Origin of the sequence: Micromonospora arida, assembly GCF_003857035.1 — a bacterium.
GTDB classification, from domain to species: domain Bacteria; phylum Actinomycetota; class Actinomycetes; order Mycobacteriales; family Micromonosporaceae; genus Micromonospora; species Micromonospora arida.
The window spans coordinates 39,434-51,445 of sequence record NZ_QGSY01000212.1 but is presented as its reverse complement, the minus strand read 5'-3'; the positions used below and the strand labels follow the sequence as shown (position 1 = coordinate 51,445).

Sequence of the window (12,012 nt, the reverse complement as noted above, 5' to 3'; positions counted from 1 at the left end):
GTCGGTAACCTTCCAGGACTACGCCGAACGCTGGCGGATGGCGTCGTCGAGGTCGGCGGCGGTGAACCCGGAAGCGGGTCGAGTCGAACTTGCGTTGCCACCTGTTCCCGGCGGTGGGGTCGGTGGGGTCGACGCCGTCGAGGCGCACCAGGGCGTGGAAGTGGACTGCTCCGCGTGCTTGGAACTCGGCGGCTTTGCCGTGGGACAGCCGAACCGGGGCGAGCGTGCGGACCTTGCCGGAGGGCGTGACCATCCGGGCCGGCGGAATGCCGCGTCGGCGGGCGAGTTGGGCGAGCCACCGTTCCGCGGCTTGCTTGGTGCGGTGCCACAGCTTGCCGGAGAACACGTTCCAGACGACCTGGTGATCGTGGTCGTAGCAGTCCAGGCACAGCGGCTGCCCGAGCACCTGGTCCCCGGGTTCGTGGCGTGCCCAGCAGACGGCGGGGCGGCTGTGGACGCAGAGCCCGGCGGTGGGGTCGGTGCTGCGGCGGGCGTGGCAGGGGTCAGGGCGGCAGTCGCAGCGTTTGCGGTTGGCGCAGGTGTGCCGCTTGACCGCGCGGACGTGCACGGGGCCGAAGGACGGGGCGGTGAAGGTGGCAAACACGGCCGGGTGTCGGGAGACGGTGTCGGGGACGCCTTTGCCGCCGACGAGGCCGGCGCGCAGCAGTTGGTAGGCATCGCGTTGGTAGACGCCAGCGCAGGTGGGGCAGACGGTGGCGCGTCGGTTGCCGCACGCCTTGTAGATCGCGGCGTCGGGCATGGCGTCGGTGTGTCGGGCGTCGAGGAGTCGGCCGGTGGCGGGTTCGACGGTGAGGAGCTGCCCGGCGAGGCGGATGGGGCGGGTGCAGCCGGCGGCGGCGCGGACGTGTTCGAGCCAGCCGAAGTAGTCGGGTTGCTGGGCGCGGGTGAACGCGGAGCCGGCGGCGGTGTAGCCGACGAACGGAATGGTGTCGGCGTTCGAGCCCACACCCCGGGCCGAAGCGCGGGGTGTGAGGTCCAGCGTCGAATCCATCAGCCGACGACCTCGTGGTGTCGGTTGGTGATGGTGTGTTGGGTGACGATGATGCGGCAGGCGCCGCACTGGCGGTCGGCCGGTTCGTGCCGGTGGCACGCGATCGTGACGGTCGTGTCGCCGCAGCGGATCGTGACCGGGTTCCGGCAGGGTCCGCCGGGAATGACGTGGATGACGGTGCGTCGGGTGTCGTAAGGGTGCGCCTCAGCGAACGCGGGGCAGGTGTGGGTGACCTGCTCGATGTCGACGACGTGGATGGTCATCGGGCACCACCCGTGACGGGGGTGCCGTTGACGGCCGGGGTGTGGCCGGTGATGGTGTGCAGCAGTTCCCGGGCGATGTCCGGGGTGACCGACAGCAGGCCGGCGAGTTCGTCGATGGTGATGGGTCGGCCGGTGCTCTGTTCGTGGCGTCCGATGACGAAGCGGGCGGTGGGCATCAGGTGCGCCGGGACCTCGGGCCGGGCGACCGGGATCGGGGTGAAGGCGGGTGCCGTGATGGCGGCCGGCGAGGGTGCCGGCGGGGTGTCGACGACCGGAGCAGTCTCCGGCGAGGTGTCGACGGTCGACGTCGGGGCCGGGGTGGTGTCGACGGTCGGGGTGGTGGTCGGCTCGGTGGCCGGTGTCGTTTCGGTGAGGTCGTTGACGGCGGCGAGGAGGGCGGCGGCTTCGGCTTGGATGGCGGCGAAGTCGGGTCGGATGCGTCCGGCGACGAGTTCGACGCCGATGACGAGGACGACGACCAGGGCGAAGACCAGGCGTAGGCCGAGGCTGCCTGGGGAGGCGAAGTTGATGGTGGCCGACAGCATGGCGGCGGCGGCGAAGACGACCATGGCTCCGCGTTTGGCGTCCTTGGCGATGCCAGAGGTGCGGACGACGGTCAGCATCGACACCATCGCGGCGTCGAAGATCAGCGGGACCAGGTAGGCGAAGTAGCCGGCGTTCTGGGTCCACAGGTAGTGGGCCTGGTGCAGGTAGCTGGTCAGCAGCGCACCGAGCAGGACGAAGCGGTTGTACCGCTTGATGGAGCCGATCGCCTTGAGCATGGTCGGCACCGCGTTGCGGGCGTACTCGGCGGCGAACTGCTCGGTGACGGCAGTGGGGTCAGTGGTGGCCATGGGGAGTCACCTCCGGAACGGTGCCGAGTTCTTCAAGGTCGGTGACGCCTGAGCAACCGACGCAGAACAGCGGCCGTATGCCGAGGGCGGCCAGTCTGTTGAGGAAGCAGGGGATGCAGGTGAAGTCGGCCGGGAACAGGCCGTCGCCCTCGCAGATGCCGCAGACGGGCAGGCAAACGGGGCAGGGCCTGAAGACCGGTCCAAGGATGTCGAGGACGCCGGTAGGGGTGTTCTGCTCGATGCACCACAGGCAGGAGTCAGACAGGTTGAAGCTCACGACGGGTTCCCTTCGTGGCAGTCGAGGCATTCGCCGTAGCGGCGGGGGATGTAGTAGGGCTTGACCTGGGTGCAGATCCGGCAGGTGCGGCGGGCACGAAGCGCTTTGGTAATGGCCTCCCGTTGAGCGGGCGTGGCGGTGCGCTTGGGCGCGGCCATGTCGAGGCGGTAGAGGTAGGCGACTCGCCGGTTGTTGCGGTGCCGCCAATAGATCTGCGCGATGGGGTTTTGGCCGTTGGGGCGAAGGCCGGCGGCGCGGAGCTGCCGCAGGGTGGCCAGCCCGGAAGGTGCGGCGTGGTAGGGGAAGGTGGGGAACCCGTAGCGGGTGCCGAGCGGGTCGTAGAACTCGACCCGGATGCCGGTGCGCTCGGCCAGGTTGTCGAGGTCGGCGCTGCGTAGGTCGGTCATGGCTTGTCACCGCCCCAGCGCTGCTGGGCGGCCTGCTTGGAGATCCCGAGCCGGGAACCGATCTCGGACCAGGAGTAGCCGAACGTGCGGAGGCCGATCACGGCCTCACCGATGGCGTCGTCGATGACCGATGAGAGGGCGACCAGGTCGCGGAGTGCTTCGACATCGCCGGTGGCGACGCGGCGACCGTGGGCGCGGATGATCCGGCGGCCGAACGCGGCGAACTCGTCGTTCTCGACGACCGTGCGGCGCTTCTGCCGAGGCACACGTGGCGTCAAGGGCTTCTTGACAGTGCTCATCAGTTCTCGCCTCCCGTGATGTGCAGGGAGTCCCACTCGTCGGCAGCCGCTTCCAGGGCGGTAATGACCTGCTCGGCGGTGCGGGCCGGGTCGTCGTTCCACGAGTACGGGGAGGTGTGCTCATCGAGCAGGTAGCCGCCCTCGTCGATGAGGAAGACCGGGGCGGTCGTGTCGAGGTAATCGACGAACGCGCCGAGGGTGCCGAGGTAGTCGGCCAGGGTGTCGGGGTCGAGCTGGGAGAAGTGCTCGACGGTGTGTCCGGCGCAGGCGATGCCGATGGCCCCGGCGGCGCAGGCCGGCGGGGTGAGGGTGTCGGGGTTCTTGGCGTAGTAGGTGCCCTGGTGCCAGCCGTGCCGGCGCAGGTAGAGGGCAGCCATCCGCAGCAGATCGGCCGGTGTGACCTCTGCTGTGGTGGGTGGGTTCTGGGTAGCCTTCATGGCAGCCACGTCCTTTCAGAAGGGCTTGGTGGGAGGTCGGCGGAACCGGTCTGCTTTCCAGGGCTTGAGCCGGTTCCGTCGGCCGGTTAGCGGGCGCGCAGCCGCAGGTAGCGGCGGTGCCGGTTGTCGTCACCCGGTGCGCGGGTGGGTGCGGAGAGGTAGACCAGTCGCCCGCTGCGGGCGACGGCCTGGACCAGGGCGGCGATGTCCTCGGGACTGCCGGTGATCCACAGTTCGGTGAACTGGGCGGCCCGCTGGTTGTTGGCCTTGGCGTAGGTGCGCTCGCGGGTGGTCATGCCGCCATCTCCCATTCGGTCGGGTTGACCGCCGGGACGCTGGCGCTGGTGCCGGCGGGCCGACGAGTCCACGCGGCGTAGTCGGCGATGTTGTAGATGTCGGTGTCGGTGAGGTAGGCGGCCTTGATGCGGCGGGGAACGCCGCCTTCGGCTAGGAGGTAGGCCGCGCCTTGGTTGGTGGGTGAGATGTCGGAGGCGGTGTAGCCCTGCTCGGCCCAGCCCTGACCGAGGATGATGTTCGAGCTGTTCAGCGAGGTGCACCGGAACGCGGCCCGGTAGCCGAACAGGTCCCGCAACGAGGCGGGGATGATGTCCCACGACGGCCGCTGGGTCGCGGCGACGACGGGCATACCGCAGGCCCGACCGAGGGAGACGAGCCCTCGCAGAAGGGTGGAGAACTCTTCCTGTTGCTGCTTGGTGCCGAGGACGGTGGAGAACATGGCGAGTTCGTCGATGATGGTGACGATGACGGACATGCCGTCGCCGTCGGCGAGCTTGCGGCGCCGGTTCGCTAGGAGCCAGGCGTAGCGGTTGGTGGCGACGACCAGGAGGCGACGCAGCACGTCGATGCCCTGGTCGATGTCGGGGCCGATGAACGCATCGGCCAGGTCGCGCCAGGGGCCGAGTTCGACGAGTTTGGCGTCGAAGAGCACGAGGCGGGTGTTGTCGCACAGGGCGGCGTGGCCGCAGATGTTGTTGATGAGGCCGGACTTACCGCCGCCGGGTTCGCCTGCGGTGAGCAGGTTGCGGTAGATGACGTCCAGGTAGACGGGTTGGCCGAACTCGTCGATCCCGATGAAGATCGGGTTGAACATCGACAGGCCAGGACCCACCGGCACCGCCTCAGCAGTGGTGGGAATCGTGGTGGTCATGGAGAACGCTCCTTAGGTGGGCGCGGAACCTCACGGGAGATCCCGCGCCCGTCGAAGTGAGATCAGTCGAAGGGGATACAGGTGTGCTCGCTCTGCGAGCCGTGGCAACCGCAGGCCAGGTAGCCAGCGGAATCGAGCAACGGAAGCTCGGGGCCGGTGTCGCACTGGCCGTTGACCAGGCCGGACGAGTTGTGCTCGCGAACGTCGACGCCGCAGTTACGCGGGCACGACATGTAGTCGGATCGGTCCATCGGAGTCCTCCTCAGAAGCACCGGACAGGGGTCAGATCCAGTCGGAGGTGTCGTCGTCTTCCACGGACGACGCAGACGAAGCCGCGGGCTTACTGCCGTTGGCCGTAGTAGCCGGGGCCGGCTTCTTGCCGGCGGGCTTGCCCTGAGCCGGCAGGGTGATCGTCGGAGCGGTGACGTCCGGCAGGTCCAGGGCGGTGGGGACCGTCAGCGGCGATGCCGAGACGGGGGCGGCCGGGTCGATCACGTCGACCAGTGGGGAGCCGACGTGGGCGGTCAGCACCTCGCGGCGTTTGATGTCGAACCGCAGGTAGGCGGCGTTGTTCTCCGAAGCGCGCTCGATGAGCACCGTCGAGGCATGGCAGGTCACCGCGATCTTGTCGAGACGGCCCTCCAAGTCCTTCTCGGACAGGCCGGGACGCAGGTAGACCCAGACCCGCTCACCAACCGGGGTGGGACGTGCCCACAGGATCAGCGGCAGGCTGCCGGACTGGTTGGCGATGATGAACTGCGCGAAGCACACACGCAGCCGATGCCTCACCACGAGGCACCAGGTCCACGCGATGACCTGGCGGCGAACCGGGCGGATGGCGGCGGGGACGCCGACGACCAGGGCGACCACGATCAGGGTCACCAGGGTCGGGGTGTGGTTGGCGAGCTGCACCCACGCGGTGAGCAGCAGCACGCCGAGGATGGTTTCCGGGGTCCACCACCACAGCAGCCGGATCACCGGCCAGATCCGAACGAGCAGCCAGACGAGGCCACCGGTCGGTATACCGATCAGCGCGCCGACGAACACGGCGAGGATCGGGTGGATGGAGGAAGCGGCCACCACGGCCGACAGAAGGCCGACGATGACCGCCGTGAGGATGAACGCCATGCGGGCGTTACGCGCGGAGGAACGGTGGACCTTGGCCTCGATGACCGTCACCGTTCCGGTTGACCTGCCGGCGAACCGGCGGGGGCTAGACTTGGACACGACGAGTCCTCCCAAGTGCAAGTTGGGTTGGATGAGTTGGAAGGCACGGGGTCGGGTGATGTAGGAGTCAGACCGACCCCGCGCCAGCTCTACGGGGATGCCACCACCACAGGTGATGACCAGGCCGGGAATGTAGGAGTCAGAAGCACTCCCGGACCGATGTTGTGGATGGGTTCAGCGGACCATCAGGCCGCTTCGCGAGCCACGGACACCAGCGGCTCACACAGCACAGCAGTGCGAGGGACCTACTTGGCCGGAGAGCCAGTCTTCGGCTTCAGCGAGACCGCCCGGAACGCGACGCCGTTACGCCCGTTGGTCGCCCACGGAATGGCCTCCAACTGCTCGACAGCCAGGAAGTCGCCCACCTTCACGCTCGGCTTCTCTCCCGCCGTGGTGATGGTGATGACCTCCCCGCCGTTCTCGTCGAGCACGAAGACCTGGGTGGACCACATGAGCCGGCCCGTGTTCTTCTCGGACTTCTGATTGCCGTTCTGGTCGTTCTTCGGCTCCGGGTCCTTCGACGCCGTCACCTGCTTGCTCGTGGTGTCCACGTACAGCTTCACAACAGACCTCCTGTGTCTGAGCGCGTCCCCAGTGGACGACTGCTCGATGCATCGAAGCTAACAGTTGAATGGTGACCCGCGCAACTGTTAGGTGTGCGCCATCTGAACAGCGCCCATAACGCGGCGTCAACAGGCAGAGCGTCTGTTAGGTAACTGGTAGGCTTGTGCTAGGCCCACGACCTAGCAGTGAGGACCCGGATGTCTTCCCCTCGCCCCCGGCTTTCCCGCAGTGAGAGCCTTCATCAACAGATCGCGCGCCAGCTACGCAACGAGATCACTGCTGGTGTCTGGCAAGACGGCGACACACTGCCTTCGAGCCGCGACATGGCAACGCAGTGGAACGTCAGCGTGTTCACGATCAACGAGGCCATGCGGGTGCTCTCGGATCAGGGCCTGGTGGTCAGCAAGTCGCGTTCAAAGCGGGTGGTACGGCTGCCCGACCAGGAGCGACGGAGTCCCGTCCGGCTCAGGCGGCCGAACGTGATCGTCGTTGGCGGGTATGCCGGCAGTGGAAAAACTGAACTCGGCCGCATCCTCGCCCGTGCTACTGGCTGGGCAATCCTCGACAAGGACAGCTTGACGCGGCCGGTAGTGGAGGCAGCTCTAGAAGTCATGGGGCTTTCGCCGCACGACCGCGAGTCTGAGGCATATCTCAACGTGATTCGGCCACGTGAGTACGAGGCCCTGATGGACGCCGCTGAGGAGAACGTCGAGTGCGGCAATAGCGCGATCGTCACTGCCCCGTTCGTCAGAGAGCTTCGGGATGACCTGTGGGTATCTCGGATGCATTCTCGGTTCGCCTCAATGGAGGCCAGGGTCCATCTGGTCTGGGTGTACTGCGACGCGCAGACGATGCAGACGTACATCAGACGTCGCGGCGCAGCCCGTGATGCCGCAAAGCTGGCGAGCTGGCCCGAGTATCTGGCAGGGGTTGACACAGCGTTTCGACCCAGCGCTGAGCACTACCTCATCGATAACTGCGTATCGGCAGATCCGCTATTGGAGCAGGCGAACGAGGTGCTTAAGTCCATCCTCGGGACGGAACCCGCATGAACCAGGGGATCATCCTGTACGGCCCGCCAGCGTCGGGCAAGGACACGGTCACAGCAGCTCTTCGCCTGCTCGATTCTCGGTACAGGCTGTTTCAGCGGCTGAAAGTAGGACCGGGGCGGACAGAGGGCTATCGCATGACAACCGATACGGACCTAGCTGCTCTTCGCACAAGAGGGCAGTTGCTGTGGGAGAACCGCCGGTACGGCGCTGTCTACGCCGTCGACCGACCGGGCGTCATCGACGAGTTAGCGCGACACGTTCCCGTGGTGCACCTCGGCCAGGTCGAAGCGGTCGATGCCATTCGGTCCTTTGAGCCCTCGACGCACTGGACGGTTGTATCGCTCTGGTGCCCCCGGAGGGTAGCGGAGGAGCGTGCCCGAGCCCGGGGCACGGGAGACCTAGAGGACCGTATGAGGGCATGGGATCAGACCCAGTCGCTCGACGATGCCGACCTCTGCATCGACACTGCGGCCCACACCCCGGATCAAGCGGCACTGCGGATTCACCAGGCCGTATCGCGCCAGTCGACGCAAATCGCGGGTTAGTCAGAGCCGGGCCGGTGGCGGCCGGACTGCCGGCGATGTTGTGCAAAGTTTCTGTACGTCTTCAAGGCGGCCCGAGACGGGCCGCACGCGCCGCCGCCTGGGCGCGCGTCTGACCCCTCCCTTAGCCGGTCGGGGCCAGCCACGCCATCGCCCGTCGGCTGGCGCGGAGAGCGGGAAGCCCAGGGGCCGCCGCTGACGGTAGTGCCAGGGGTGGTTGAGGTTCGTGGGCTGGCAGCCGGCCGAGCCGCGCCCGATTGGCGCGGTGCAGGGAAGGGCACGCCGGGTCCGCGCGGCGGGACGCGGCGGCGGGGCTGGTCGCGGTTACCGAGCCTCCGGCGGGGGCGCAACGACTCCGAGATGGCCGGGGGTCCGTCGGCGGGTCGCGGTCCGTGGGTGGTTGCGCAGGGCCATCCCGCCAGCCGACGACCCGGGCGAGCCGAGCAGACCACCACCCGACCCGCCAGCCTCCGACCGCGCGTCAAGGCCGTCTTGACATGGCGGGCCGGGCGGCGGCCCGCTCCCCAGGAGGGCGGGTCGGCGGCAGACGGGAAGGCTTCGTCGCGTTCTTCAGTGAGCTCGCTTAGCCTTCCACAGGAAGTACATGTCAGATGACTTTATTTGCTGCCGATCCTCGGTCGCCTTGAAGAACTGCGGCAGTGGCGTTGCAGCCGCAAGCGTGCCCACGCCGATGAGCCAGGGGAGGCTAGCAACTAAACCAATGGCAGCGGCAATGCTACCGACGCCAACGGCTGCACCAAGCTTAAAGCGGAATGCCGTATCACTAGCGGCAATTTTTCTCTCAATATCAGCCACCGCTGGCCGTATTTTGCTTTGCCATACCATTTCAGCTACTCTGTCAGGCGAGTCGGACTCCGACTTCTCTATCGTCTCGGCTATAGCTTCCCTTAATGCGCCCCGAAACTTCTCAAAATGATGATATTCGTTATTCCGTAACTCGATGAGCGACTTTGTGGAGAGGCCCACCAGGGCAGGGATTTTGATTCGCGCACCAACGTCATCGATTGACATCTTCTCAGGGTTGGCCGCTTGCATCCGGTCGAAGAAACTTGTGGAACCAAATGAAGCTAGCGGCGCCTCCAAGCCCCTGGCAGTTGCCGCGTCTATAACGGCAGCAGAGAGCCAATTGCGTATGAGGGAGGCGGCTGCTTCGGTCTTCTTCGGTCGAGTCTTTTGTCGGATTTGAGAGCCCGCAAGACCGTCGAATAAGGGGTGACGGATGGAGGCATACCAGGTGCGTGGCCCATCCTGGACAAGATGAACGTTGCCTTCTCGGCTAACAAGCCTGGCCAGATCTTCCACCATCTCGTCGTCAACCAGATGGGCCAACCCGATGTCGTTGGCCTTCTCTTTGAGATGCTGCCGACAGTAGCAAGCCTTTGGCGAGAAAACGACATAGTCGGCAAGACCAATATTGCGAATATGATTAAGCAGTAAAACGTCTTGCCCTAGAAACCACTCCGTCAACTCGAAATCACGCTTTTTAGAGGCATTGTTAATGCGAGAATTGTACAATCTCGCCGAAGGCCCCTCCATTGTGACATAGTCAAAATAGTGTAGGACGTTGCCGAAATTGAGGTCAATGTTCCGCTGTTGGCACTCGTAGTCCGCGCACATGCCGGGCGCCTCAGGCTCCAAGCCTGGGCCGGCGACGACGGTCAAGCTCAGGGGGATGTCTGAGGCCTCGGTGTTCTGACCCCTCGCGGCCAACTCCTGGAGGCGAGAGGCAGCACCACCGTTCTTCATCCGGTCAGCAACATCAGCCACACTCTTGGCTTCATATTCGTCGATCCACTGGTACAGCCAGTGGTTCCCAGCGCTCGATGATCCATTGGCCATCCTGGCAGACCTCCCACGGGTTCTCATCGGTCAACCTACCGACCGAGGGCAAGCCGCGTAACATGCAGCCGCCTCAGCGTCCGACACCCGAGCTGAGTGACGACGGGTGCGAACAACGCTGGACACCAGTGGATTTCAGTGGACTGCCCGGACAGCTCAGCATTCTGCTGGCGCAGCTCGTCGCAGACTGGTGGCTCCTTCGGGACGAAGAGGTTACCGTGGCACGGGTCGGTATCGGATCTCGTAGATCACGGAGTCAGGCTCGTTACGTGGAGTGCCTGGTTGCCTGACGTAGGCCAGCACCTCTACGCGCTCTTTGAGAAAGTTGAGCTGACTCTCGTAGACGGCCGCGAGGAGCACGCACATCCCTTGCTCATCCTGGGGCGGCTCGCAGGGTGGGTAGGTCAGATAGGCCTCTTGGACGAGAATCATGGCTCGCCCCGTCAGTGGAAACTCGCCCAGCTCGGCAGTCGATCGAGTTAGCCAACACTGCCCCACTGCACCGCCTCCCTGACGCGTATCGGCTCGGGTGTCAGACCGCTCAGAGCGTATGGTCGGCGTGAAAGCGAGCGCAAGCTGCACGGAGATCGCCCCTGGCACGGCATCAAGCTAGATCCGGAACATGCGCGGAATGATCAAGGATGCTCACCGCCGAGATGTTCGGTGAACCCCTGCTATGACACCGGATGCGCCGGTGGACGCTAAACCCTTCCTAAGCTGTGTGCGCTTAGCCGATACGCGGTTGGACCCTCTGCCGGATGCAGGGCACCGGCTAAAGATCATCGGGCACAGATTCGGCACAGCCGACGGTGAGAACGCGTGTGAAACGTCGAGAGTTGCCGAGGGATGCAGGCCAGGCCAGCGCGTCGGTACGTCCGTCTTGGCCGGCTTCTCTGTTACGTCTCGGGTTAGGGGTTCGAGTCCCCTGGGCTCCACCAGCACTTCACTCGGTTGATCTCGGTCCGAGTACAGCCAAGCCGGTCACGCCGTCCCCTCTTGGCCGATAATCCGGTCAATGGCCGAGGCAGTCTGACGAGCCTGCGCCGGCAGAACGTGGCCGTAGGTGTCGGCCGGCTGAGCTTCGCTAGCCTCTGCACGTGATCGTCTACCGCGCTGCCGCCCGCGCAGACCTCGACCGCGTGACCCCGTGGATCGTGACCGAGCCCGTTGAGTGGATCCCCGCCGCCCGTTACCTGGCCGAACTGTCCGAGGACATGTACCGGCCGGAATGGACATGGATCGCCGAGCACGACGGCCAGGTCGTGGGACGGGCATTGTGGTGGGGGCCGAAGGGCAGCCTGTATCCGGCCGCGCTTGACTGCCTCGACGTGGATCCTGCTGTGGGTGACCGCGCCGCTGTCGCCGCCGCGCTGATCAGGGCGGCGCTGGCCGGGTTCCCGGAGCCGGTGCAGTACCAGATCAAGGTCACCGGTGGCTGGCGTGACGATCCGGCTACCTCGGCCGCGGTGGAGTGGCGGCGGGCGGCGGCGCTCGCGGCGGGCCTCACCCGGGAGGTGGAGCGGCTGCAGTTCGAGTGGGCACCCGCCGATGGGGTGCCCCCCGCGGCCGGCAGGCTGCGGTTCACCGAGGCCTCCGACGAGGAGTTCCTCGCGGTGTTTAGGAGAATCGCCGAGGGCAGCCTGGATGCTCAGACCCGTGCGAACCTGGCCGCCAAGGGTGTGGACGCGACCGCGCGCGAGGAGATGGATTTCTATCTCAGGGCGCCGGGCAAGCGGGAGTGGTGGCGGATCGCCTACACGCGCGAGGGCGAGGTGGCGGGCATGGCGATTCCCTCCGCGACTCAGTACAACGTGAACGTCGGCTATCTCGGGGTGGTGCCGGAGTTCCGCGGGCGCGGCTACGTGGACGAGGTGCTCGCCGAGATCACGCGCCTTCACGCGACCAACGGGGAGTCGCGCATTACCGCCACCACCGACATGGGCAACGCGCCTATGGCGGCCGCTTTCGGTCGTGCCGGATACCGCAACACGGGGATCCGGATCAACCTTTCCAACGACGTCCAGCCCTAGAGGAGGAAAGGTCGGTGCCC

The 12,012-nt window shown here is 66.1% G+C and carries 16 protein-coding genes; 3 read left to right on the top strand and 13 right to left on the bottom strand.

Going from position 1 to position 12,012, the window contains the following annotated elements; all coding sequences use genetic code 11:
* The 12 genes from DLJ58_RS20270 to DLJ58_RS20215 form a co-directional block, all read right to left on the bottom strand.
* Positions 1 to 1,012, bottom strand: a 1,012-nt coding sequence (locus DLJ58_RS20270; protein ID WP_425271331.1) for a replication initiator, incomplete at its 3' end; no start/stop codon positions are given.
* Positions 1,012 to 1,275, bottom strand: a complete 264-nt coding sequence (locus DLJ58_RS20265) for a hypothetical protein (RefSeq protein ID WP_124858595.1) — start codon at positions 1,273 to 1,275, stop codon at positions 1,012 to 1,014. The genes DLJ58_RS20265 and DLJ58_RS20270, both read right to left, overlap by 1 nt.
* Complete coding sequence (locus DLJ58_RS20260; protein ID WP_124858594.1) at positions 1,272 to 2,129, bottom strand: DUF2637 domain-containing protein; 858 nt, start codon at positions 2,127 to 2,129, stop codon at positions 1,272 to 1,274. Before DLJ58_RS20260 ends, DLJ58_RS20265 begins: the two co-directional genes overlap by 4 nt.
* Positions 2,116 to 2,406, bottom strand: a complete 291-nt coding sequence (locus tag DLJ58_RS20255; RefSeq protein WP_124858593.1) for a hypothetical protein — start codon at positions 2,404 to 2,406, stop codon at positions 2,116 to 2,118. The genes DLJ58_RS20260 and DLJ58_RS20255 overlap by 14 nt, the downstream gene beginning before the upstream one ends.
* Entirely contained in the window at positions 2,403 to 2,813 is a 411-nt protein-coding gene (locus DLJ58_RS20250; RefSeq protein WP_124858592.1) for an RRQRL motif-containing zinc-binding protein, read from the bottom strand. The genes DLJ58_RS20255 and DLJ58_RS20250 overlap by 4 nt, the downstream gene beginning before the upstream one ends.
* Entirely contained in the window at positions 2,810 to 3,112 is a 303-nt protein-coding gene (locus tag DLJ58_RS20245) for a hypothetical protein (protein WP_124858591.1), read from the bottom strand. The genes DLJ58_RS20250 and DLJ58_RS20245 overlap by 4 nt, the downstream gene beginning before the upstream one ends.
* Positions 3,112 to 3,549: a DUF6197 family protein gene (locus DLJ58_RS20240; protein ID WP_124858590.1), complete on the bottom strand. Its 438-nt coding sequence runs from the start codon at positions 3,547 to 3,549 to the stop codon at positions 3,112 to 3,114. The genes DLJ58_RS20245 and DLJ58_RS20240 overlap by 1 nt, the downstream gene beginning before the upstream one ends.
* A gap of 86 nt (positions 3,550 to 3,635) precedes the next feature.
* Positions 3,636 to 3,845 (bottom strand): hypothetical protein, encoded by a 210-nt coding sequence (locus tag DLJ58_RS20235; RefSeq protein WP_124858589.1) that lies wholly within the window; start codon positions 3,843 to 3,845, stop codon positions 3,636 to 3,638.
* Positions 3,842 to 4,717: an FtsK/SpoIIIE domain-containing protein gene (locus DLJ58_RS20230; RefSeq protein WP_124858588.1), complete on the bottom strand. Its 876-nt coding sequence runs from the start codon at positions 4,715 to 4,717 to the stop codon at positions 3,842 to 3,844. Before DLJ58_RS20230 ends, DLJ58_RS20235 begins: the two co-directional genes overlap by 4 nt.
* Positions 4,718 to 4,779: 62 nt before the next feature.
* Complete coding sequence (locus DLJ58_RS20225) at positions 4,780 to 4,968, bottom strand: hypothetical protein (RefSeq protein WP_124858587.1); 189 nt, start codon at positions 4,966 to 4,968, stop codon at positions 4,780 to 4,782.
* A gap of 31 nt (positions 4,969 to 4,999) precedes the next feature.
* Positions 5,000 to 5,896: a hypothetical protein gene (locus DLJ58_RS20220; RefSeq protein ID WP_124858586.1), complete on the bottom strand. Its 897-nt coding sequence runs from the start codon at positions 5,894 to 5,896 to the stop codon at positions 5,000 to 5,002.
* Positions 5,897 to 6,189: 293 nt separating this feature from the next.
* Complete coding sequence (locus DLJ58_RS20215; RefSeq protein WP_088951025.1) at positions 6,190 to 6,507, bottom strand: hypothetical protein; 318 nt, start codon at positions 6,505 to 6,507, stop codon at positions 6,190 to 6,192.
* A gap of 198 nt (positions 6,508 to 6,705) precedes the next feature.
* Here DLJ58_RS20215 and DLJ58_RS20210 point away from each other — a divergent pair, with 198 nt between their 5' ends.
* Both DLJ58_RS20210 and DLJ58_RS20205 read left to right on the top strand, forming a co-directional pair.
* Positions 6,706 to 7,560 (top strand): GntR family transcriptional regulator, encoded by an 855-nt coding sequence (locus tag DLJ58_RS20210; protein ID WP_124858585.1) that lies wholly within the window; start codon positions 6,706 to 6,708, stop codon positions 7,558 to 7,560.
* Positions 7,557 to 8,105, top strand: a complete 549-nt coding sequence (locus DLJ58_RS20205) for a phosphotransferase-like protein (protein ID WP_124858584.1) — start codon at positions 7,557 to 7,559, stop codon at positions 8,103 to 8,105. The genes DLJ58_RS20210 and DLJ58_RS20205 overlap by 4 nt, the downstream gene beginning before the upstream one ends.
* Before the next feature lie 567 nt (positions 8,106 to 8,672).
* Here DLJ58_RS20205 and DLJ58_RS20200 read toward each other — a convergent pair.
* The gene (locus tag DLJ58_RS20200) at positions 8,673 to 9,962 is read right to left on the bottom strand and encodes a hypothetical protein (protein WP_124858583.1); all 1,290 of its coding nucleotides are present in this window, start codon (positions 9,960 to 9,962) and stop codon (positions 8,673 to 8,675) included.
* Positions 9,963 to 11,059: 1,097 nt separating this feature from the next.
* On the opposite strand from DLJ58_RS20200, the gene DLJ58_RS20190 reads away from it, so the two are divergent.
* A complete protein-coding gene (locus DLJ58_RS20190; protein ID WP_244219047.1) occupies positions 11,060 to 11,992 on the top strand; it encodes a GNAT family N-acetyltransferase in 933 nt (310 codons plus the stop codon).
* Positions 11,993 to 12,012: the final 20 nt, after the last annotated feature.